Here is a 23,774-nt window from a genome sequence, read left to right as displayed (position 1 = left end):
TCAATCATCAGAATTAAAATTTAAGTCTCTTTGAATCTGATTTAAACTCTCAATCACATCTTCATTAATCTCATCTGTATTAAGAGCATGATTAATAAACACCATTGAAATCGAAATATACAACTCCTTTACATAGTCAATAGGTAATTTATTGAGATTATTTGGAATAGACTTCTTAAATTCAGATTCCAAAATGACATTAAATTCATGAATAATATTGGGGGCATCTATTGTTTTTAACAAATTTATTTCTTTTTTATTAGCTATTAAAAAATCAGCAACTTGATAGAGTGTTTTATCTATATCTTTTTCTTTGAATCTTTGACTAATAAGCGTCCTAAAAATATCTCCATAGTCTTTGATAATATTGTTTAATAAATCATATTTATCTATGTAATGATTATAAAAAGTAGGACGACCTACCTCAGCTAATCTCACAATATTGATAACAGATATATTGTTAAATGATTCTTTACGCAAAAGATTAAAAAATGACGATTTAATTGCCTTTTCAGTTTTATAAGAACGTAAATCTTGTTTCATGAATAAAAACCTCCATCTTGTTAGTTACATAAAAGAAAGCAGAGATAATATGAAAACACTTTTGAAATTAGAAATGCTTAGTCTATTAGTCGTCAGTTTATTTACCTACTTTTCCGTTTTTCACTTTAATTTGTGGCTATTTTTATTATTGATATTAACACCTGATTTATCAATGATTGGCTATCTTATCAACAGTAAAATTGGTGCTTACAGCTATAATAGTGTTCATAATTTAATTCTACCATCAATTTTAGTTGTTATTGGATTAATGGCAAGCAATGATTTATTTATAATGTTTGCTATTATCCTTTACTCACACATCTTTGCTGATAGAAGCTTAGGATATGGTTTGAAATATACGACTAGTTTTAAATCTACTCATCTCAATTAAAAAAAGAGAACGCTTTAAGCGTTCTCTTTTTTTATTAATTTAATGGTTTCCATTCCCATTCTTGTACTTCAGGAAGATCATCACCAATATCACGAATGTAATCGTGGTGTTTTTGTAAAATGCTATCCATCTTACTTGAAAATCCTGCTGCTTTTGTACCATATACTTGGTTAGCCACATCTTGTGCTAAGTGGAAACGGTCTAATTCATTTACAACTCTCATATCAAATGGGGTTGTAATATCACCATTTTCACGGTAACCGTGAGGGAAAACATTATGGTTTGTGCGGTCAAAGAAGTAATCACGAATTAAGGTTTCGTAACCATGGAAAGCAAAGATAACAGGTTTATCTTTAGTAAAAATACGGTCAAATTCATCATCACTTAACCCGCGAGGGTCAAATTTTTGTGAACGAAGTTTCATAATATCCACAACGTTTACAAAACGAATTTTTAGGTCTGGATATTGTTCATGCAAGATTGAAATTGCAGCTAGTGATTCAACGTTTGGTTCCATACCACTTGCAGCAATCACAACATCAGGTTCTTCACCATTATCAGTTGAAGCCCAGTCAATCACTTTAAGACCTTTATCTACCAATTCAGCTGCTTCTTCAATACTGTAGAATTGTGGACGAGGTTGTTTTGAAGCAACAATCAAGTTCACTTTTTCTTCTGAACGAAGTGTCTTGTCCATCACAGCTAATAAACTGTTAGCGTCAGCTGGTAAGTATTGACGAATGTATTCAGGTTTTTTCTCAGCCAAGTGCGTAATAATACCTGGATCTTGGTGAGTATAACCATTGTGGTCTTGTTGAAATGAAGTTGATGTTGCTAGTACGTTCAATGATGGATATTTTTTACGCCAAGGCATTTCATTAGCTTTACGTAACCATTTGAAGTGTTGTGTAATCATTGAATCAACGACACGCAAGAACGCTTCATATGATGAGAAGAATCCATGACGACCAGTTAGCACATACCCTTCTAGTAGTCCTTCTGCTTGATGTTCTGATAATTGAGAATCAATAATACGACCTTCAGGGCTAATGTATTGATCAACACCTGGTTCAGTTGCTTCTAGCCATTGACGAGGTGAAGCTTCAAACGCATCGTATAAACGGTTTGACATTGTTTCATCAGGACCAAATAAACGGAAGTTATCTGGATTTTGACGAATAATATCACCAATAAAGTCACTCATAACCAACATATCTTGAGCCACAACTTGTCCACGTTTTGAGTTGTCTAAGGCGTATTTACGGTAATCTGGCATTTTAAGTGGTTTAGGATTAATTCCACCATTTGTAATTGGGTTCATTGCCATACGGCGATTACCTTTTGGTGTAAGGTCTTCTAATTCTTGAATTAAGCGACCGTTTTCATCAAATAATTCTTCTGGGCCATATGAGTTTAACCAGTCAGTTAAAGCACCCACATGTTCCATATGATGTTGGTCAACAGGAATTGGAATTTGGTGAGCTCTAAATGAGCCTTCAATCACATTGTTATCCCATGTTTTTGGTCCTGTCCAACCTTTTGGTGTACGTACAATTAGCACTGGCCAGTTAGGACGAGTGACATTTTCGGCACCTTCACGACGTGCATTTTCTTGAATAGCTTTGATTTCTTCAATCGCTTGATCCATCACTTTAGCCATTTCAGGGTTTAATTTGTCAGCGTCGTCACCTTCAACAAAGTAAGGTTTCCAGCCCATACCTTCAAAGTATTGTGTGAGTTCTGCATCTGTTTTACGTGCTAGAATAGTTGGGTTTGAAATTTTGTAACCATTCATGTGTACAATTGGTAAAACGGCACCATCTTTAGCAGGGTTGATGAATACATTTGAGAACCATGAAGCAGCCAATGGGCCAGTTTCAGTTTCACCATCACCAATTACAACTGCTGAAATAGTATCTTTATTATCTAAAATTGCACCAACACCATGTGAAAGTGCATAACCTAGTTCTCCACCTTCGTGGATTGAACCTGGTGTTTCTGGAGCAGCATGAGAAGCCACTCCACCTGGGAATGAAAATTGTTTGAATAATTTAGTCATTCCGGCTTCATCGCGAGAAACTTCAGGATAGATTTCTGAATAAGAACCATCTAGGTAAGCATTTGAAACCATTACTTGTCCACCATGACCAGGTCCTTCGATGTAGAACATGTCTAAGTCATACTTGTTAATCACACGGTTTAAATGTGTATAAATGAAGTTTTGACCAGAAATTGTTCCCCAGTGACCGATTGGGTGGATTTTTAAATCTTCAGCTTCAAGTGGTCTTTTTAGCAATGGATTGTCTTTCAAGTACAGTTGACCGACTGAAACGTAGTTCACTGCACGCCAGTATTTTGTCATTAAATCAAAATATTGTTTTGAATTGTAATCTACCATGTAATTCTTCCTCCGAAATAATTTCGCTTTGATTTGGTAACCTTAGTATAAAGTTTGATGACGTTATTAGTCAACCATTTACAAAAAAGGTGCGTACCAATTTAAAAAATCTTAATCTTCTAACGAAACGAAGGTGTGATAATTCATATAATCATAACGCAACCGCATTTGTGAATACTCAAATGGTGTTCCATCATCCAAGAAGAAAATACCTGAAAGCGTCCCAACTGGTTCTGTTGATAACAAATTCAACTCTGTTCGATCTTCCTCATTTGAAGGGCTAACACCAATTGTAAGATAAGACTTGGTAACCCCTTGCTTTTTAACTTGTTCGACATACTTAAATAGCGATTCAGTTAGCGTTTTTTCTTCTAATTGTGGCAAAATTTTAATTGGAATATAACCTGTTTCAATCATAAACGACTGCTCGTCAAATGACCGTAATCGTTTGAAAGCATAGACAAAATCCGTATCTTTAATGAATAAATCTTTGGCTAATTCTTTAGGACAACGTTCAACATTAAACGACAACAACTTGATTTTAGGCGATTGTCCATTCATTTGAAAACTGTCACTAATTCCTAAGTTAGAACCGTTTTTATAATGAAAAACGGAATCATTTTTAACAAATAAGGGATTAATAAACGTTCCGGATCCTCGTTTTTGAAAAACAGCACCCTTGTCAGCCAATAACTTTAAAGCCCGTTTAATTGAACTACGGCTAACGTCAAAAGTTTGACTCAAAGTTCGTTCATCCGGTAGTTTCATCGTTTCTTGATAATCCCCATTTAAAATCTGTTCTTGTAATTCATGCATGATTTTTTTATAAATTAAGCTTTTTTCCACAAAAGTTCCCTCCAAAAAAAACGTAATCAAAGTTCAAGATTTGATTACGTTTTTTTGTAAAATTTAATTATCCGTTACTTCGTCATCTGCTGTTTGTTTGAAAGTGACAAATTTGTTAAAGGTATATTGTGCGACTGTCACAACTCCTAACGCAAACAGTTTGATTATAAAGACATTGTAACCTAACTTCGTCGTAAAAATAAACAAAATCAAGTTACTAAATAAAATTCCAACCAGTCCAACAACATAATAATTCAGATAACGTTTCAACAAGTTATCTTTTACTTTGAAATTAAAGTGTGCATTTAAAAAGAAGTTCGAGGTCAATCCAAGTGTTGAACTAATAAAGTTGGCTACTTGGGTTGACTCAATTATAGTATGTAAGATGTAAAAGCTTCCAAAATCAACGACCAAGCCACTGACACCAATTAAACAATAAATAATAAAATCTCGATTAATTTTTGTACGTTGAGTTACAGGCGACATGAATTTTCTTCCTATTCCGATTATGTAATTTATGCGTTTTGCATACTTTCATATTCTAACGCTTTCCGACTATTTTTCCAAAGATTATTCGTTTAAGCTTTAAGAAAACTTACGCTTTAAAAAATCGCTGCTTAATTAAGCAGCGATTTCTTTAGCGAGTATGATGTAATTCTTTCTTATGTGCAAAACGAGCTTGTGCATAAGTGATTAGGTGATCAATTAAATCAGGGTAACTAATACCTTCAAGTTCAAACAATTTTGGATACATACTAATATTAGTAAATCCTGGTAACGCATTTAACTCATTAAAAATAATTTTTGAATCTGATTTTTGTAACATAAAGTCAACACGAGCAAGTCCTGAACATTCTAAAATATCATAAACCTTCAAAGCTTCCGCTTTAACTTCTTGAGTCAGTTCATCTGAAATAGGTGCAGGAATAGTTAAAGTTGCACCTGATTCATCAATGTATTTATTTTCATAGCTATAAAACTCGCCTTCAGGTGTTGTGATTTGACCAACACCACTAGCTTTAGGATTTTCATTTCCTAAAACAGCAACTTCGATTTCAACGCCATTAATCGCTTCTTCAACAAGTACCTTGTCGTCATATTCAAAAGCCTCTGCAAGGCCTTTATTGAAGCTTTCTTCATCAGTCGCTTTGCTAATTCCAACAGAAGATCCTTGGTTTGATGGTTTAATGAAAACCGTTGACCCTAGTTTTTGTGATACTTTGTCATAAGTCCAATCATCTTTGGTATGACGTTTTACAATTACCCAATCGGCAACTTGAATCCCTGCACGTTGTGCGATAATTTTAGTGAAGTCTTTATCCATTGTCACTGCTGTACTTAAGACGTCTGATCCAACAAATGGTTTATCTAAAATTCTAAATAATCCTTGTAAAGCCCCATCTTCTCCGATGTTACCGTGAACAATTGGAAAGAAAACATCAACGTCTTGGTAATCGCCTAGTTGTGTGATATTTGCAATATTTGCAACAGCAGCTTTGTTTTCCACTTCAAGACGCGGATTATCAAATAGTTGTTTTGATGTTTCTAAATCCACCATAAATCCTGCTTGTGTCAATGCCATTGGGTAAACTTCGTATTTGGTTTTATCGATTGCTTCATAAATATTTTTAGCTGATTGTACGGATACTTCGTATTCAGAAGAGTTTCCACCGAAAATCAAGCCAACCTTAGTTTTTTTCATTATCTAAAATTTCCTCTCAGTTCATTCCTGTAGTATGGTTGTATTATACTACGAGTTAATTTAATTCAAAAATATTTTTTAAATTATAAACTTTAAAGTTAACTTTTCTGACAATTTTTGCTTATAATGTCAGTAATAGGAGGAGTGTTTTTATGATTCACGTTAAAAAGAAAAAGAGCTTACTGCTTTTTGGTGCGTTATTTTCAGTAACTTTACTCATCAGTACTCAAAATAATCAGCCAGAAGCGGCAACATTTACAAAAGCTGAAAAACAACAAGTTGAAAACATTCAATCACGCTATAATAGCTTAGATAAAACATCGATTAACTCACAGACACTTTATCAAGATGTCCCAAGCTTAGTCGAACCGTTTAAAGCCGGAAAATTACCGGATAGTTATATTTCTAATACTATTGCTTATATCAACTATTACCGCGATTTATTTGGATTGCCTGCTATCACTTCTTTACCCGAAGAAAATAATGATGCCCAATTAACGGCTTCAATTATGGCAGCAGCACAAGCAACCCCTTTCAAAAATCAACATGGCTTACCTAATGCTAACAAGCCAGATTTTATTTCTGATGAAGATTGGCGAATTGCTCAGCAAGTTTCCAACTCATCTAACCTGAACTTTAACATTTATGATCAAAGTGCCGGAGATGTTATTACCGACTTAGTTCGCGATAACTATAATTTATCTGGAAATGATACGGGTCATCGAGCTTGGTTACTGTCAACACGTATTAGCAAAACTGGAATTGGTGCAGCTTATGGTAATAATGGTTTTCGTTATTTTGTACAACCTGTGATGTATGGTGATGATATTTTTAAACAACCTTCAAAAAGTACGGTGACTTACCCAGCAAGTACACTATTTCCAATTGAAATGGTAAACAGTCGCAACACACCTTGGTCAATTTATTTATCTGATAAAGCGATTTTCACAACGCCAAAAATCACAATCAAAGATGTTGATACTGGTCAAATTGTAGAAGCTCAAAATGTTTCAAACTATAGCCAAGATCAATTTGGTAACTTCCACACTATTTTGACTTTTTCACCAGGTGATTTACCCCTAGTTTCAACACATGAATACTACGTAGATGTCGAAGGTGTCTACAGTTATAACTTTAAGTTATTTAACCAAGTTGCTGCTAATCAACCTGAAATTAAATTAACTGATGATGAGGCAGTTAAAAACCAAACGCCAACCCCAAAACCAACGCCTCAAACAAAGCCAACGACACAAACACCAAAAATTGAAATTTCACCGAATAAATCTCGCGAAGCTTTAATGAAAAAAGCAGAATCGATTCGTGATTCTTTAGCCCCTCGCAATAATTTTCAATATTTAGTTTTTGGCCGTTCTTATCAAGATGGCGATACTGTTTATAATTTAGGTTATGATCAATGGTTCAAAGATTTCTTTGAATTTTCAAATCCAGATATCAAAGCTGGATTAATTGACATTTCTTCTAGAATGCTTGATCGTCAAGTCTATACAAGTCCTTATCCTAGCCAACGTGAATCTACTTATCACTTTTTAAATGTTGGCGAAACGCTCCCGTATGGTCAAACAATTACAGTGGGTCAAGAAATTTGGTACTACTTAGGACCAAAACAATGGGTTAAGCAAATTAGTCAGTAAATCAATAGGAGGTTATATTTATGTATCAAGATTTAAATCAAAAAGTTGCCGTTGTCACCGGTGGTTCAAAAGGAATTGGCACAGCTATCAGTCGTCGATTTGGTGAAGAAGGCATGAAAGTTGTTATTAATTACAATTCTGATGAAAAAGGAGCTCAAAAAGTTGTTGATTTAATCAAAAAACATGGTGGCGATGCTATTGCAATCCATGCTGATATTTCAACAGAAGAAGGCGTTTCACACTTACTTGAAACCGCCGTATCAGAATTTGGCAGACTTGATGTTTGGGTAAATAATGCTGGTATGGAAAACAAACATGAAACCAAAAAACTAACACTCAAAGATTGGCAACGAGTTATCGATGTTAACCTAACTGGAACTTTCTTAGGTAGTCAAAAAGCTCTTAACCACTTCTTAGATGAAGATAAACCGGGTAGCATTATTAACATTTCTAGTGTACATGAACAAATTCCATGGCCTACTTTTGCTCATTATTCTGCAAGTAAAGGTGGCGTTAAGTTGCTTACACAAACCATGGCATCTGAATACGCTCGTCATCATATTCGAGTTAATAATATTGGACCTGGGGCAATTAAAACGCCAATCAACGCCGAAAAATTTGATGATCCAAAACAACTTGAAGAAACAACTAACATGATTCCAATGAAAGAAATTGGTGAACCAAAAGATGTTGCCGCAGCGGCTGCATGGTTGGCTTCAAATGAATCGAAATACGTAACGGGTATCACTTTATTCGTTGATGGTGGTATGACCCTTTATCCTGCTTTTATGGACGGTAAAGGATAAAAAAATAATCGCATATTTATATGCGATTATTTTTTTTACCAAATTTTCCACCAAGGTTTTGATTTCTTTTGTGATGAAGTTGCTTCTTTAACTTCTGAAACTTTATCTTTAAGTGAATCAATTTTATCATCTTTTTGAGTTAATTCTGATTCTTTTTCTTCTAAAGCTTCTTTTGTTTTTTCAAGCTCTGCTTTAGCTTGTTCAAGTTCTGCCTCAAGCTCTGTAACTTTTGCTGAGTCTTCAGCTGGTGCTACTTCTGCTTTATCGTCTTGAGCTACTTCTTCAACAACTGGTGCTTCTTTTTTAGCAGTTGTTTTAGCCTTTGATTTAGGCTTAGCTTTTGATGAATCAGACTTTTCAAAATGTGCTGTAATTGAAGCAACACCTTCATCTGAAATCACAAATTTGTTACCTACTTTTTCAACATATTGTTGTCTACTTTCATCTTTAAGTAGTTTGTTGATTGTCGTTTTTGAAACGCCAAGTTCTTCTGAAAGTTCGCGAACTGTCTTTGACATGGAAACCCCTCCGTCGTGTATTTATCAATTATTATCGTACCATTTATATTGTCATTTGTGTAATAAAATTTTGCGAAAAATCGTTTTTATAGCGACTTAAAATAATTGCATTCATTTTTTATGGAGTTAATTTGCAAAAAATAATTTCAATAATGCTAAAATAAAATTAATGACTATTATGGAGGTATTTTTATGATAATTGTTTGGTTCAAAAACGATTTAAGACTCAACGACAATACTGCATTGATTGAGGCAATGAAAACAAATCAACCTTTAATGTGTGTGTTTCAAATTAATCACCCACAGTTACTTGAAGATAGTAAAAGCCAAGATTACTTCTTCCAATCAGTTCAATCATTCAATAACAATTTAACTCAAATTAATCAACCTTTGCACTTTATTGCAGGTGATACTGAAGAAAGTTTTGATCAATTACTGGCAGAATTTCCTGATGCAACTGCAATTTATACTAATATTTCTGAACGTGGTTACGGGCTAAAACGCGATCATCTTATTCAAAAAGTAGCACAAAATCATCAGATTGCTTTTCATGGATTTATGGATCATCATTTAATTGGTGCTCACGAATTACTAAAAAAAGATGAAACACCGTTTAAAGTCTTTACACCTTACTATAATCAATGGAAAAAACTAACCAAACCACCTTTTCAAAAAACGGATTTAGCTAAGTTTCAAGAATTGGCTATTCAAAAGCAAGAATCTGAACTCTTCAAACAAGGTAAGCAAAAGTTTCAACAGCTAATTGAACAAGCTCATCAATTCGATAATATTGATTTAAAAAAAGTCCGCCAATCTTACGATGACTTCATTGATAATCGTTTAGATGATTATCCAAAGGACCGTGATTTTCCTGCTTTAAATGGTACAAGTGATTTATCAAAAGATTTAACAACAGGCTTGATTTCTATTCGTGAAGTGTATTGGCGATTAGTCCAACATGCCCCAGAAAGCGATGCTAAACAAGCTTTCATTCGCCAACTTTGCTGGCGAGATTTTTATAATATGGTTTATGCTTTCAACCCAGAAGCTAATGATCTTGAAATCAAATCAGAATATCGCAATATTAAATGGCGCTACAGTGAAGAAGACTTTAACAAATGGAAAAATGGCGAAACTGGTTATCCACTTGTGGATGCTGCAATGAGACATTTCAAAGCAACTGGTGAATTGCATAATCGCTTAAGAATGGTTGTCGCTTCCTTTTTAACAAAAGACTTATTAATTGATTGGCGTTGGGGTGAGAAATATTTCAGTGAACAATTGATTGATTATGATTCTGCATCAAATATTGGGGGCTGGCAATGGGCATCCTCAACGGGAACTGATGCTGCACCTTACTTTAGAATTTTTAATCCAACAACTCAAAGTGAACGATTTGACCCTCAAGGAAAGTTCATTCGTCAATACTTACCCGAACTAGGGAGTTTATCAAATAAAGATATCCACAAACCAACAGAAAACCAACGCAAAGATTTGAATTATCCACAAGAAATTGTCGACCATAAGTTTGCACGTCAGCGTGCACTAGATGCTTTTAAGGGATAATTTTTTAACCGCTCATATTTGAGCGGTTTTTTTATTGACATTAGTTTTATAAATCGTTAAACTACTGATTTGTTAGTCAACTAGCGAAAATCTAGGAGGTATTTATGAAGAAAAATATGAGTCGTCTACTCAAAATTGCATCAAATAACTTGACTAGAAGTTTTAATACTTTTGCTGCTCAATACGATTTAACGAGTACTCAAATGTCAATTTTGGATTTTATTAGTCTGGCAAAAGGACCAACACTACAAAAAGAAATTGAACATGAATTTGTCGTTAAACGCTCAACGGCAACTAACTTACTAAAATTGATGGAAAAAAAAGACCTGATATATCGTTTAGAAAATCCCGATGATAGTCGTCAAAAGTTTATTTATTTAACAGAGAAATCAAAATCACTATTAGATTCTATTAAAGTTTATATGAAGCAAGAACAAGTCGAATTATATGATAATTTTTCGATTGAAGAGCTGAAAACATTTGAAAAAATATTGAATTATTACATTAATAAGTAAACTTAACTAAAAAAAGAAGAAGCCTCTTTAGGCCTCTTCTTTTTTTAAATAGCGATATTCTTTAAATGACAACACAACACCTACGATACGAATCACCCATCCGATAAAAGCTACGATGAAACCAGGTAACATCGCCATTATATATTGCGATAATTTTTGCTCATCGATAGCTTGTGAATTTTGTTGTAATTGTTTAAGTAATTCTGAATCGATGTGAACAGCTTGAAATAATACAAAAGCTAAAATTGTAAATATTGCCCCAACCAATAATACAATTGCGCCTCGTTTTTTAACCGCGTCTTTAGGTGATTTAGCGATAATATAAACTGTTCCTAAAATTAAAATTGCAGTTGTAATAAAAAAGATATTTGCAGCTGGTATGATTAATGAGACAATCCCCACAATAAACAGCCATAAATAGATTGATTTAAACTTTGACAAACTTTCCATAATAATTCCTCCATTAATATAAGTCCTTTCAACTGTAACATGTTAGAAAAAAAGAGTACCCAATTATGGGTACTCTTTAAATTATCTTAAGCTTTTTTACGTGATTTTTGAGTGATGAAGTACATAATTGCTGAAAAGACAATTGCTGCACCCGCACTCATCAACTGAACTGCTGATGTTTGAGTTAACAAAATAACGATTAAAATTGTCGCAAACCCAGCAATGTATAGGCTTCCTTTAATGTTAACTGGACGTTCAACATCTTTTTTAGTGAAGTGAAAGACCATTACAGAAAGTGTCGTTGGTAAGAAAATCACTAAGGAAATCACTGATGTTAATTGTGATAAAATTTCGAATCCACCAGACAATGACAATAACATTGATAATGCGTATGTCACAATGATAGCTACTGCGGGAACGTTTTTAGAATTTTTCTTAGCTAACACTTTAGGTAGCATATCATTTTGGGCCATAGCTCCAACTGGTCTTGGTGCCCAAAAAGCAACAGCCATAGCAGCACCTGCCATCGAAACAACACTACCTACAGCAACAATTCCTGATCCAATAGGTCCTAAAATACGACCGAATGCGGCTTGAACAGGTACTGTATTTTGAGCTAACTCGGTTCCTAAGATTCCGATTGAAACCGCTTGTAGCAAGATGTAAAACGCTGAAACTAGTGCAATAATTGTTACTAATGCACGTGGTAGATTACGTTTTGGATTTTTCATGTCAGCGGCAATTAGTGGTAATGATTCAAATCCACCAAATGCGAAGTAAATCAATAAGATAGCTTGTGAAAAACTATCAAAGCTAATGCCCTGTGTTGGTACGATTGGGGTGTAGTTTCCTTGATTAATGAAAAAGACACCGATAACGATAAATAAAACTAATGGTAACAGTTTTGCGATTGTCATGATGTTATTAATGTACTTCGCTAATGTTACACCTGATAAATTAATAATTGCTAATACAGCAAAAATGGCAATTGTTAGTATCTTTTGGGTGAGTTCTCCACTTAAAAACGATAATGAACCTCCCAAAATTTTAACTAATCCGCTAATGATAGTTGCTAAGATAGTAATCTGCAACATACAATTCAATAATCCAACAATGTATCCGACAAAATCACCAAAAGCTTCTTTAGCGTATAAGTATGGTCCACCATCTTCTTTAAATAAAGATGCGTTTTGAGCAATAGATAAAGCTACGGTTAAAACAAGTATCGCAGCTAATAAGAAAGTAAGTAGACTTAACGTCCCAACTTTTCCGTAGGCAGAATTTGGAATCAAGTAAATTCCTGATCCTATAATTCCGTTAATACCAATTAATACAATACTCCAAAAACCTAACTTATTCTTTTCTTTTTGTTCACTTTTTCCCATTTTAAAGCACTCCTATCAAAAATTATTTAATTTGTTTTCTTAGTTGTTTTGATAGTAACGCCAATAATAATGAGTAAGTGCCATTTCTAATTTATTTTGTATACTGTTTTGCAATTGAGTTTTCATAACTACTGGCTCCTTTAAATTTATTTTTTACTTGATTCACGGCTTAGGAGCGCCAATACATCAAGCAAAAAGAACCGACATCAGGTGTCCTGTTTCCATGTTTTTTTATCCTTTCTCTGTATTATTTTTTCTAGCATAAATAAAGTAAAATGGAATTGCTAAGATTAACACAATCAATACCGCTAAAAATTGATCAAGTGAAGCTTGTGTTAATAATCCAATACTGATAACTGCTGCTAGTACAGCTACTGTTTTTCCAGCTTTAACTTTAAATGTACGTTCTTCTTTTTTCGTATATCTAAATACAACAAGTGCCAACGTTGTTGGAATAAATAACAAGAATGTAATTACTGAACTGACTTGTGAGAGGTAAACAAAACTACCACTAATTGAAATTAGCATCGAAATAATTAAAGTGATGATAATTCCAATGTAAGGCATACCCTTTTTGTTTTCTTTAGACAAGAAACTTGGTAGCATTTTGTTTTTTGACAATGCAATTCCTGGACGTGGTGTCCAAAATGCAGTTGCCACACTAGCACCAGCACTCGCAATAATTGTTCCAGCAGCAACTAAAATACCGCCAACTGGACCTAGAATTCTTTGAAAGGCATCTTGTACAGGTACCACACTCGTTGCTAAATCTGGTCCTAAAATACCAATTGAAACCACTTGTAATGCAATATAGATAGCTGAAATTAATGAAATTGTCACAATTAAAGCACGTGGGAGATTTTTTCTTGGGTTTTCCATTTCACCCGCTACTAGTGGTAGCGCTTCAAAGCCACCAAAAGCATAAAAAATTAAAAAGACTGTTTGAGCAAAGTTTGCAGGCTCAAATGATTGAGATAAGGCAAAAGGTTGAAAATTTTGACCTTTAATGAAGAAAATACCGATACATAAAAATAAAAATAACGGAATTAATTTTGAAAAAGTCATTAAATTATTAACATATTTAGTTAACTTTAAGCCTCTTACATTTAATACGATTAAAATTATGAACGTTATCATAATTGCAACCGTCTTAACCCAACCACCAGCAAAAACTGGTGAAACACCTGCAAGTGTTGTAATAAATCCGTTAACCACTGTGGCTAACACAAAAATTTGTGCTAACCAATTTAAGATTCCAACTTCATAACTAACAAAATTACCAAAAGCTTCTTTAGTATAAAGGTAAGGTCCCCCATCTTCTTTGAAAAGTGACGCGTTCTCACCGATTACCAAAGCGATTAATAAAACTAATACTGCAGCAAAGACAAAAGCTAATAAGCTAGCTGTCCCCATTGATTTGTAAGCATTATTGGGTAACAAGAAAATTCCTGAACCCATAACACCATTGATTCCGAGTAATACAATACTCCAAAAGCCAAGTTTACTTTGATTTTGATTCTGATTTGATTTCTTCATAATTTCATTCTCCTATTAATTATTGATAACTAAACGGTTAATTGTCAATTTTAATAAGATGTCGGTGATCATAAAGAAATTCCTGTACTTGGTGATAAGTCATACATCTGCTCCTAATATTTAAAATATGCGTTTTAAATATTAGAATGATGTACTAAACAAAATGGAATTGTCATTAATAATTTTAAGTTGGTCTCTTTAATTAACAATCTCAACGTCCTTTCTAAATGATAACTATATAAAAGTTAGTTTCTTCTATAATATACGAAATAAAACGGAATTGCGACCATAAATGTTAAAATAAGTGAAATCCATTGTACAAAAGTGGTCTGTGTCAGTAAAATAACGCTAAAAATAATAACCAAAATAGGAATTGTTAATCCACCTTTAACCGTAAAAGCGCCTTTTCTTTCTTTATGTTTAAATCTAAAAACAATTAACGCTAAAGTGGTTGGAATGAAAATAACAAAGGTAATTACTGAACTAATTTGTGATAAGAACACAAAACTGCCACTTAATGAAACTAGAAACGCAATCACCATAGACACTATAATTCCGTAGTGTGGCATATCAAATTTATTTTTTTGTGATAAGAACTGCGGTAGCATTTTATTTTCTGACATCGCAACTCCTGGACGAGACATCCAAAATGCGCCTGCAACACAAGCACCTGCACTAGCTACAATCGTTCCAGCAGCCACAATTGCACCACCAAATGGTCCTGCAATTTTAGTAAAGGCATCTTGTACTGGCACTACGCTATTGGCAAGGTCACTTCCTAAAATTCCAATCGAAACGATTTGTAATAAAACGTAAATTAATGAAACCATTAAAATGGTTGCTACAATCGCACGTGGTAAATTCTTACGTGGGTTTTTCATTTCACCAGCTACAAGTGGTAAAGACTCAAATCCACCGAAGGCATAAAAAATCAAAAAGATTGTTTGCGAAAAGTTATTTGGTTCTAATACACCTTCAGCCACTATTGGTTGATAGTGCGCCCCATTTAAAAAGAAAATACCAATTGCTAAAAAAAGAACTAGTGGCACTAGTTTTGAAATTGTCAAAATGTTATTCACATTTCGATTCAATTTAAGGCCTCTAATATTCAAAATTGCTAACAGTAAAAAGACGATTGCAATCGTAATATTTTTGACTATCGAATCATTAAAAATTGACGAAACACCTGACAAAGTCGTTACAAATCCATTCACAACAGTTGCAAATGCGACAATCTGTGCAATCCAATTAACAATTCCAATTTCATAACCAACAAAATCTCCAAAAGCTTCTTTAGTATAGAGATAGGGTCCGCCATCATCATTAAATAATGAGGCGTTTTCAGCAATAACTAAGGCAATAAATAAAGCTAAAATCATTGCACATAAAAAGGCAAGAATACTTGCTGTTCCCATGGATTTATAGGCATTATTAGGCAGCAAAAATATTCCTGATCCAATAATACCGTTAATTCCAAGTAGGACGATACTCCAAAATCCTAATTTATTTGAATCTTTATCCAAAATGAATCGCTCCTATTTTTTTACTGCTATTTTAAAATAGAAAATTTTTTAAAATAGCGTTATGATAAGTATGTTAGTGATTAAAATATGATTTTAATTACCCACAACCAATTAGTGTAATTTAAATTTAGCTACAGGTAAAGGAGTATTGAACAGAATGTTTTACTTTTTAACAGATTTTTGGTCATATAGCTTTTTTGAGGGGAATCAAAGCGATTTAAGCTTAATCATTCGTTTCGCCCTAATTATTATTGTCCTTGGCTTTTTAGCGTGGACAGCCTTTGATTACTTTAGGAATAAAGATTCTATGCGTAATCGTGATATTTTAGTGGTACTAGTTATCTTTTCTGCTCTATTGGTACTTAATCAATATTCAAGTTTTCAACAAGCACACAATTCATTTAATAATTCAACGCAAGTTAAAACTTTTCTTGATGCTGTTAAGGTCAACCAAAACACCGAAACTGATCAAATATTCGTTAATCAAACCTCACTTTCTAGCGGTATGATTTTGAATATTGGTGGCAGCAAGGGACGGTTTTATAAAGTGCAGTTTAATAATGATAACGCCGTTAGTTCCTACGATTTAACCGAAACCAACTTAATTAACACAAAAGATATTACTTTTAATAAATAACTAGGGGGAAAAACAATGGTAAACTATGTTGATATTGGGCTTAAATTAACGTTAGCCTTTGCAACTGTAATTCTTCAAATTAACGTCTTTGGTAAAGGAAACTTAGCACCTAGTAATGCTGTTGACCAACTTCAAAACTATGTTCTAGGGGGGGTTATCGGGGGAATGCTCTACAGTAAAGATGTGACGTTACTTCAATTCTTTATTGTCTTATTAGTTTGGTCATTTATTGTTTCATTCGTTAAGTTACTAACTAATCATAGTCGCTTCTTCAAACGTGCTATCGATGGTTCACCCGTAACCGTGATTAAAAATGGAAAAATCAATGTCGAAGTTTTAAATAGTATTGGTCTATCAGCTCACGACTTATCCTTCAAACTACGTTCCACAGGTGCTTTTGATATCCGCAAAGTTAAACGTGGTGTAGTCGAACAAAATGGTCAATTGACAGTTACTCAAGTTGGCGATGAAACCATTAAATATCCTATTATTATGGATGGTCAAATTGATGAAGATGCTTTAGATGTTATCAATCGTGATGAAGATTGGTTAATGAGACAACTTAAACTAAGAGGTTATGAACTTAACCAAATTTATATGGCTAATTATTTATCACACAAAATCGTTATCTTCCCTTACTCAGGTATTGGTGATGAAGATGATGAAAAGAATGAACATGATGAAAAAAAAGCAGATGAAGAAAGTTAATTTAATTAATAAAAAAAGCTTTTCGATAGATTATCGAAAAGCTTTTTTAGTCGATTAAGGGCTTAGTTAATAGAGATAAAAAACTAGCAGAAATAAACATAACAACCCCAGCTAAAACGACATTGAATGACAAGTAAGAGGTATATTGAATAATTGCAGCGGCAAATTCACCTATTACACCTGAAAAGTCAAATAGTGAAGTTATAACAGCTAAAATCATAAATAATATCGTTAAAACTAATCCTAGTCGAGAAACTACTGATAGAAGCTCTTTGATTGCTAATTTCAAAGTCATTTTTGACTTTCTCATTCTATTTAAGATAACAATTAATAGAATCAAAGCAATCAATAAAACACCAATTGCAATCATCCAAAATAGAGTCACTGCATTAGATAAGGTTGTTAAGCCATCTAAATCAAATGTTCCTAAAACCGCATATTGAGAAGTTTGTTCATTTTCTTGCAGTGCTGTTTTGACGCGTTTTGCTTTTGTGGCACTACTATCATCAATCACATTAATCAATGTTGTTTTGATTTCGGATGCAATTTGTAAACTATTATTTCTAAAGTTGTGAATACCAGCAGTGTAATCAATCATATTATTCATCACGTCGTTTGATTGCTCTTCATTTAAGAGTTTTGCTGATAGTTGATTTTGATCTGTCGTAACAGAGTTAGATAGTTTAACAAATTGACGGTTGATATAGTTAGTCATATGTGTTGAATTATTCAGATTAGACTTTACAAAATTGGGATTTAAGTAAGTAGCCATTAATAAAACGGACAGTATAATCACTAAAATGTCACTCACTAAAAAACCGGTTAATCGCTTCGGCTTTGTTTTTGTAACTTTTTTAGCTGTTGATGTTGTCCGCTTAGACCTTTTCAATTCTTTTGTAGCCATTGATATGCACCTCAGCCCTTTTATTTAAATACTATTCCTAAATTATAACATATTCTATAAAATCTCATTAAAATTCCATCACAACACTTTACAATACACAAAATATTGATTAACCTCTTAGCTAATCATTTTAACAAGAGGTGTTTTTTATGTCAGAACCAAGTCATCATTTTCTAAATTTAATTAACAAACGAACTAGTATTCGCAAGTTTCAAGATAAACCCCTTTCAAAAACTCATAAAGAGCAAATTACAACTGCCAGTTTTAACGCACCAACAACTCAGTTTAGACAAGCTGGTTCGATTATCGAAATTTCAGACCCTGTAATCAAAGAACAACTAGCTGAGATTTCTGGACAATCATATGTCGCTAATAATGGTTTACTGCTTGTTTTCATAGCCGATGAATATCGTAATACTGCTATTGCACAAACTAACAATCAAGACCACTTTATGTATCAAAAACCCATTTCGCTTATTAATGCGATTGTTGATACTTCTTTAATGGCTCAAAACGCTAACTTAGCTGCTGAGAGTTTAGAAATTGGTTCCGTTTATCTCGGTAGCATCTTGAATGATGCACAAAAGGTTATTGAGTTATTAAAACTACCCAAATACACCTTCCCTCTCTTTGCGATGGCATTCGGGTATCCTGATGATAATCCTGACGTTAAACCTAAACTAAATCATCACCATCGACTATTTCAAAATAGTTATGACCTAAACCATATCAACTCAACATCCTTTAATGAGTATGACACCGACATCAAAAATTACTACACTAGTCGTGATTCACACAATAGAACTGACTCGTTTATTTCTCAAATTGCTCAAGGTGGTCACTTAATTCAAGGTAAAAGACTTGATATCGCTAAAATACTTAAAGACCAAGGATTTGACTGGCAATAAAAAAAGACGACAAAACTGTCGTCTTTTTTTATTGCTTAAAAGTTTGTACACGAGATGCGTGATTTGATAACCACCATTTTGCAACTTCTTGTGGATTTTCACCGTTTCTAATTCTTAACATCACTTCACTAATATCTTGCTCATCCCATTTAAAGTTTTTAAGCAAGTTATAAGCTTCTGGATAATCGTCTTTTAATCCTTGTCGCGCAATCGTATTGATTTTTTCAGACTCACCCATAACTTTTTTAGGATCTTGTAAAATTTTTAAGTGATATTTAGCAAACATCCAATGAGGTGACCAACCTGTCACAACGACATCTTGATGGTTTTTAATTGCTTGTCCTAAGACAACAGCCATGGCACCAGATGAAGATGTGCTGACTTGCCAACCTTTTAAGTTCGCGTATTCTTTTGTTGCATTTTGTGCATAATCCACAATCGACTCAGAAGGTTCGATTCCGGTAATTGTTTTGTTGGCCTCGTCTTTTAAATCTTCAATGGAATTAGCAGACATATAATCAGGCACAACTAAACCGACTTGCGCTTTATCATAGTTTGCTCCGAGCAAATCGAGCTTATCTTTGTATTCAGCATATTCATGTTTATGAGTTGTGGGTAACCAGCCACAAAGCATTGCATCAGCTTGTTTCGTAGCAACAGACTTCCACATAATCGCATCATCTAGTGGCATAATATCAACATCATAACCAGCTTGACGTAACAGTTCACCTGCCACATTAGTTGTCGCCACCGCATCGTCCCATTCAACATAAACCAATTTAATATGACCTTTTGAATGCGCACCTGAGGTAGTTGCAGCTTGTACAACACCTCCAGTTACTGTTAATAACATCAGCGCCACTGCTGCAATAATATGTACTTTATGTTGGTGGTTTCGTGTTTTAGTATCAGCTAGTTTTCGATGAGCAATATGGCGATTGATGTTATGTGCAAATCGGTCAATAATAATCGCCATAATCACCAATGCTAACCCGTTAACAAATCCGTGTCCCACTTGAGCACGTTGAACTGCAGATAATACACCACGCCCAAGTCCTGGAGCTCCAATCATTGACGCAATCACAACCATTGATAAAGACATCATAATTGTTTGATTAGCTCCTTCTAAGATTGTGTTGCGTGCATATGGTAAATCCAGTTTGAATAATCTTTGTGTGTCTGTTGAACCAAATGAAGCAGATGTCTCAACTAAAGACTTAGGAACTTGATGAATCCCCAAGTTGGTCATTCTGACAACAGGTGGCAAAGCAAAAATCACTGATGAAACAACACCAGGCATAACGCCAATTCCAAAAAAAGCAACTGCAGGAATCAAATAAACAAATCCTGGCATCGTTTGCATAAAGTCAAGAAACGGCGTAATAATTTTTGATGCGGTTTGACTTTTGGCATCTAATATTCCCAAAGGAACCCCAATAATTAGTGCAATTAAACTTGAAACCATCACTAAAGTTAATGTACTCATTAAATCATTCCACAAGTGTTGGTTGTAGATAAATAACAAGCCGAGAAAGCTAAAAATTGTCAGTCCGAGCTTCTTACCTGAAATGTAATAAGCCGTCACAACAATAAGTAACATTAACACAAATGGATTAATCCAAATTAAAAAGTCGCTAATCCAGTCGATACCCCCTTGTCCAATTGTTTGAATAACATTAAACAGTTGTGCAAACGTTTGTGTAAACCATTGCACAAATACGTCAATCCATTCAGCTATCGGCAGCCGGGGGACGTCTATGTTAGCAGTCATTTTTTATTTTTCCTCCTAGTAATTTTGAAACATAATCAATTTATGCCTTCATTGTAACAATAATTTTAAAAATATCACGTATTAATTTAAATTAATCCAAAATAAAAACACTCAGGAATTTTCCTGAGTGTTTTTATTAGTTAATTAAGCATTTTTCCATGAGTTAACTTTATCTTGATTGTTAGCAATCCAATTTTTAGCTGCTTGTTCTGGTTTTTCACCATTACTAATTGCAAGCATTACACTGTTAATGTCTTCGTTACTCCATTTGAAGTTCTTAAGAACATTGTAAACCTCTGGTTTGTCGTCTTTTAGACCTTGACGAGCAACTGAGTTAATTGTTTCTGATGCACCCATTGTTCCTTTTGGATCTTCTAGGAATTTAAGGTCGTATTTAGCAAACATCCAGTGTGGAGCCCAACCTGTTACAACAATTTCTTCTTTGTTCTTGTATGCTTTATCTAAGGCTGTTGCCATAGCACCTGAAGAAGAAGGAAGAACTTGCCATGATTTCAAGTTATCATATGCTTTAACTGTTTTTTCAGCAGCACTTACAACACCAGCACCGGCATCGATACCTGTAATTGTTTTCTTAGCTTGATCTGAAAGGTCTGAAATTGAGTTAACATTTTCCATGTATTTAGGAACTACTAACCCAAGTTTAGCACCTTGTAGGTTTTCACCTAGTAATTCAACTTTATCTTTATATTTACTGTATTGTTCTGCGTGTGTACTTGGTAACCATGCAGATACCATACCATCAATTTGCTTATCAGCAACCGATTTCCACATAATTGAATTTTCAAGTGGTGTAATATCAACATTGTAACCCATGTCTTTTAGTACTTGACCAACAACGTTCGTTGAAGCTACTTCACTATCCCATTGAACATAACCAAGTTTAACTGATTTAGATGAGTTTGAGTTGTTATTGCTTGAGCTACTACTGTTGTTTGATGAACAAGCAGTAACAGCTACAGCAGCAATCGCAACAAAAGCTGTTAATAAAATCTTTTTCATTAGTTTCATTAAAATTTCCTCCTTGATATTTTTCGAAAATCAACACTTCTATTTTAGCAAGTTTTGAAGTTTTTTCAAAGAATTTTTGAAGTTTTTAAGAATCATTTCATCTTAAACTAAGATGCTTTCCAACTTGCAACTTTTTCAGGATTCTTTTCAATCCATTCATGCGCAGCTTGTTTAGGATCGACATTATCACTTAATTTAACCATGATTTCGTTAATATCAGCTAAGTCCCATTTGAAATTTTTAAGGACATTAAAGGCTTCTGGCTTATCGTCTTTCAAACCTTTACGTGCAATAGTTGAAATAGTTTCAGGTGCACTGATTGTTCCTTGTGGATCATCCAAAATTTTGATGTCATATTTATTAAATGACCAATGAGGCATCCATCCTGTAATGATGATTTCTTCTTTATTTTTAATCGCTTTATCTAGTGCTGAAAACATTGCACCTGAAGATGAAGGCATTAACTTAAATCCTTTTAGGTTACTGTAACGTTTCAACGTTTTTTCGGCGTTAGCTGTGATTCCTGCACCTGGTTCCATCCCTGTTATTGTCTTATTAGCTTCATCTTTCAAATCAGCTATTGAGTTTACAGACATATAAGATGGCACGATGTATCCTGCTTTTGCGCCTCCGGGTAAACTTTCACCAATAAGATCAACTTGATTTTTGTAACGTTTGTATTCTGGACCATTGGTTGTCGGTAACCACGCTGTAACCATGGCGTCAGCACTACCATCTGCAACAGATTTCCACATGAAAGTGTTATCTAACGGTACCATTTCAACTTGGTAACCCATATTCTGTAACACTTCACCAACAACGAAGGTTGAGGCAATGGCATCATCCCATTCTTTATAGGCCAAAGTTATCTTATTCGATGCTTTGGCAGCCTGTGGCTCTTTTTTGGAACACGCCGTAAGACTCAATCCAACAAATAGTAGTGACAACATGATGCTAATTTTCCTAGCAAATTTCATTTAAATATTTTTCCTCCAACTTATCTCGGCAATAAAAAATGCGCTATCCGGTTGATAGCGCACGTTTATTATTATACTACAATTATGAATTTTTCCAACTATTAACTTTATCTTGGTTTTGTGAAATCCATTCTTTAGCAGCTTGATCAGCTTTTTTACCGTTACTCATTTGAAGCATAACTTCACCAATATCTTTCATGTCCCATTTGAAGTTTTGAAGAACTTTGTAAACTTCTGGTTTGTCTTCTTTTAGGCCTTGGCGAGCAACAGTATTAATGGTTTCTGGTGAGCTGATTAATTTTTCTGGGTCTTCTAAGAATTTAAGGTCATACTTAGTAAACATCCAATGAGGTTCCCAACCTGTAATCACAATTTGATCTTTATTTTTGTAAGCTTTATCTAACGTTGCAGTCATTGCTCCCGTTGAAGAAGGCATTAACTTCCAATCTTTTAGATTTGAATATTGTTTTAAAGCATTTTCAGCACTAGTCATAATTCCTGCACCTGGTTCAATCCCAGTAATAGTCTTGTTAGCTTGGTTCACTAAATCTGTTACTGAGTTAACATCTGTCATATAAGATGGCACAACTAATCCTGATTGTGCACCTGATAAACTAGGGCCAATTAAATCAATTTTGTTTTTATAAGTGTCATACTGTGGACCATGTGTTAACGGTAACCAAGCTGAAACCATCGCGTCTGCTTGTCTATCAGCAACAGATTTCCAAACAATCGCGTTATCTAATGGTGTCATTTCAACTGTATAACCCATTTCTCTAAGAACTTCAGCAACAACATTAGTAGATGAAACCGAATCGTCCCACTCCATATAAGCTAACTTAACAGTTTTAGCTGAATCTGCTGATTTGTCACTAGATGAACACGCTGATAATGGTAAAACAATTGCTACCATCAAAAGACCAACAATAATCTTTTTTAACTTACTCATAAACAACTTAATCCTCCATATTTAAATACCTATGTATCTAAAAAAATACGCTCTCTAAAA

The 23,774-nt window shown here is 34.1% G+C and carries 22 protein-coding genes and 1 pseudogene; 8 read left to right on the top strand and 15 right to left on the bottom strand.

Annotated elements, in window-relative coordinates:
- Window positions 1-543: a TetR/AcrR family transcriptional regulator gene (locus R4Y45_RS01840; RefSeq protein WP_339968697.1), complete on the bottom strand. Its 543-nt coding sequence runs from the start codon at window positions 541-543 to the stop codon at window positions 1-3.
- 49 nt (window positions 544-592) lie between these two features.
- On the opposite strand from R4Y45_RS01840, the gene R4Y45_RS01835 reads away from it, so the two are divergent.
- On the top strand, window positions 593-934 hold the full coding sequence (locus R4Y45_RS01835; RefSeq protein WP_339968694.1) for a DUF4260 family protein: 342 nt from the start codon (window positions 593-595) through the stop codon (window positions 932-934).
- A 34-nt stretch (window positions 935-968) separates the two neighbouring features.
- On the opposite strand, the gene R4Y45_RS01830 is transcribed toward R4Y45_RS01835, so the two are convergent.
- The 4 genes from R4Y45_RS01830 to R4Y45_RS01815 all read right to left on the bottom strand — a co-directional run bounded on the left by R4Y45_RS01830 (window position 969) and on the right by R4Y45_RS01815 (window position 5,883).
- A complete protein-coding gene (locus R4Y45_RS01830; protein WP_339968692.1) occupies window positions 969-3,332 on the bottom strand; it encodes a phosphoketolase family protein in 2,364 nt (787 codons plus the stop codon).
- 111 nt (window positions 3,333-3,443) lie between these two features.
- On the bottom strand, window positions 3,444-4,148 hold the full coding sequence (locus R4Y45_RS01825) for a GntR family transcriptional regulator (protein ID WP_339970239.1): 705 nt from the start codon (window positions 4,146-4,148) through the stop codon (window positions 3,444-3,446).
- Between the two features lie 93 nt (window positions 4,149-4,241).
- On the bottom strand, window positions 4,242-4,664 hold the full coding sequence (locus R4Y45_RS01820; protein ID WP_339968690.1) for a GtrA family protein: 423 nt from the start codon (window positions 4,662-4,664) through the stop codon (window positions 4,242-4,244).
- Window positions 4,665-4,815: 151 nt separating this feature from the next.
- Window positions 4,816-5,883: a D-alanine--D-alanine ligase family protein gene (locus tag R4Y45_RS01815; protein ID WP_339970238.1), complete on the bottom strand. Its 1,068-nt coding sequence runs from the start codon at window positions 5,881-5,883 to the stop codon at window positions 4,816-4,818.
- Between the two features lie 149 nt (window positions 5,884-6,032).
- Here R4Y45_RS01815 and R4Y45_RS01810 point away from each other — a divergent pair, with 149 nt between their 5' ends.
- Both R4Y45_RS01810 and R4Y45_RS01805 read left to right on the top strand, forming a co-directional pair.
- The gene (locus R4Y45_RS01810; RefSeq protein ID WP_339968688.1) at window positions 6,033-7,532 is read left to right on the top strand and encodes a CAP domain-containing protein; all 1,500 of its coding nucleotides are present in this window, start codon (window positions 6,033-6,035) and stop codon (window positions 7,530-7,532) included.
- Window positions 7,533-7,552: 20 nt separating this feature from the next.
- Window positions 7,553-8,338: a glucose-1-dehydrogenase gene (locus R4Y45_RS01805; protein WP_339968686.1), complete on the top strand. Its 786-nt coding sequence runs from the start codon at window positions 7,553-7,555 to the stop codon at window positions 8,336-8,338.
- A gap of 35 nt (window positions 8,339-8,373) precedes the next feature.
- Here R4Y45_RS01805 and R4Y45_RS01800 read toward each other — a convergent pair whose 3' ends face one another.
- A complete protein-coding gene (locus R4Y45_RS01800; protein WP_339968684.1) occupies window positions 8,374-8,856 on the bottom strand; it encodes a hypothetical protein in 483 nt (160 codons plus the stop codon).
- A gap of 192 nt (window positions 8,857-9,048) precedes the next feature.
- Here R4Y45_RS01800 and R4Y45_RS01795 point away from each other — a divergent pair, with 192 nt between their 5' ends.
- Together R4Y45_RS01795 and R4Y45_RS01790 are read left to right on the top strand one after the other, a co-directional pair.
- Window positions 9,049-10,422, top strand: coding sequence for a cryptochrome/photolyase family protein (locus R4Y45_RS01795; RefSeq protein ID WP_339968682.1), 1,374 nt, complete (start codon window positions 9,049-9,051; stop codon window positions 10,420-10,422).
- Window positions 10,423-10,526: 104 nt separating this feature from the next.
- Entirely contained in the window at window positions 10,527-10,937 is a 411-nt protein-coding gene (locus tag R4Y45_RS01790; RefSeq protein WP_339968680.1) for a MarR family winged helix-turn-helix transcriptional regulator, read from the top strand.
- A gap of 27 nt (window positions 10,938-10,964) precedes the next feature.
- Here the strand turns inward: R4Y45_RS01790 and R4Y45_RS01785 are convergent, their stop codons facing one another.
- From R4Y45_RS01785 to R4Y45_RS01770, 4 genes are all read right to left on the bottom strand, one after another.
- Entirely contained in the window at window positions 10,965-11,387 is a 423-nt protein-coding gene (locus R4Y45_RS01785) for a hypothetical protein (protein WP_339968678.1), read from the bottom strand.
- An 86-nt stretch (window positions 11,388-11,473) separates the two neighbouring features.
- Entirely contained in the window at window positions 11,474-12,772 is a 1,299-nt protein-coding gene (locus R4Y45_RS01780) for an APC family permease (protein WP_339968676.1), read from the bottom strand.
- Window positions 12,773-13,003: 231 nt separating this feature from the next.
- Window positions 13,004-14,308: an APC family permease gene (locus tag R4Y45_RS01775; RefSeq protein WP_339968674.1), complete on the bottom strand. Its 1,305-nt coding sequence runs from the start codon at window positions 14,306-14,308 to the stop codon at window positions 13,004-13,006.
- A 245-nt stretch (window positions 14,309-14,553) separates the two neighbouring features.
- Window positions 14,554-15,831, bottom strand: coding sequence for an APC family permease (locus R4Y45_RS01770; protein ID WP_339968672.1), 1,278 nt, complete (start codon window positions 15,829-15,831; stop codon window positions 14,554-14,556).
- Between the two features lie 157 nt (window positions 15,832-15,988).
- On the opposite strand from R4Y45_RS01770, the gene R4Y45_RS01765 reads away from it, so the two are divergent.
- Together R4Y45_RS01765 and R4Y45_RS01760 are read left to right on the top strand one after the other, a co-directional pair.
- Window positions 15,989-16,468: a DUF3290 family protein gene (locus R4Y45_RS01765; RefSeq protein ID WP_339968670.1), complete on the top strand. Its 480-nt coding sequence runs from the start codon at window positions 15,989-15,991 to the stop codon at window positions 16,466-16,468.
- Window positions 16,469-16,483: 15 nt separating this feature from the next.
- Window positions 16,484-17,176 (top strand): DUF421 domain-containing protein, encoded by a 693-nt coding sequence (locus tag R4Y45_RS01760; RefSeq protein WP_339968668.1) that lies wholly within the window; start codon window positions 16,484-16,486, stop codon window positions 17,174-17,176.
- A 46-nt stretch (window positions 17,177-17,222) separates the two neighbouring features.
- Here R4Y45_RS01760 and R4Y45_RS01755 read toward each other — a convergent pair whose 3' ends face one another.
- Window positions 17,223-18,080 carry a hypothetical protein gene (locus R4Y45_RS01755; RefSeq protein ID WP_339968666.1) on the bottom strand — a complete coding sequence of 286 codons (858 nt, stop codon included), beginning with the start codon at window positions 18,078-18,080 and terminating at the stop codon, window positions 17,223-17,225.
- Window positions 18,081-18,229: 149 nt separating this feature from the next.
- On the opposite strand from R4Y45_RS01755, the gene R4Y45_RS01750 reads away from it, so the two are divergent.
- A complete protein-coding gene (locus R4Y45_RS01750) occupies window positions 18,230-18,988 on the top strand; it encodes a nitroreductase family protein (protein WP_339968664.1) in 759 nt (252 codons plus the stop codon).
- 28 nt (window positions 18,989-19,016) lie between these two features.
- On the opposite strand, the gene R4Y45_RS01745 is transcribed toward R4Y45_RS01750, so the two are convergent.
- From R4Y45_RS01745 to R4Y45_RS01730, 4 genes and pseudogenes are all read right to left on the bottom strand, one after another.
- Window positions 19,017-20,759, bottom strand: a complete 1,743-nt coding sequence (locus tag R4Y45_RS01745; RefSeq protein ID WP_339968662.1) for an ABC transporter permease/substrate binding protein — start codon at window positions 20,757-20,759, stop codon at window positions 19,017-19,019.
- Between the two features lie 144 nt (window positions 20,760-20,903).
- A pseudogene (locus R4Y45_RS01740) lies at window positions 20,904-21,755 on the bottom strand (glycine betaine ABC transporter substrate-binding protein); the annotation flags it as partial.
- 140 nt (window positions 21,756-21,895) lie between these two features.
- Complete coding sequence (locus R4Y45_RS01735) at window positions 21,896-22,765, bottom strand: glycine betaine ABC transporter substrate-binding protein (protein ID WP_339968660.1); 870 nt, start codon at window positions 22,763-22,765, stop codon at window positions 21,896-21,898.
- Between the two features lie 82 nt (window positions 22,766-22,847).
- Window positions 22,848-23,714 (bottom strand): glycine betaine ABC transporter substrate-binding protein, encoded by an 867-nt coding sequence (locus tag R4Y45_RS01730; protein WP_339968658.1) that lies wholly within the window; start codon window positions 23,712-23,714, stop codon window positions 22,848-22,850.
- Between the last annotated feature and the right edge of the window lie 60 nt (window positions 23,715-23,774).

Origin of the sequence: Holzapfeliella saturejae (assembly GCF_037546065.1) — a bacterium.
GTDB lineage: Bacteria > Bacillota > Bacilli > Lactobacillales > Lactobacillaceae > Holzapfeliella > Holzapfeliella saturejae.
The sequence above is the reverse complement of the archived record's forward strand: the minus strand, read 5'-3'. Positions and strand labels throughout refer to the sequence as shown.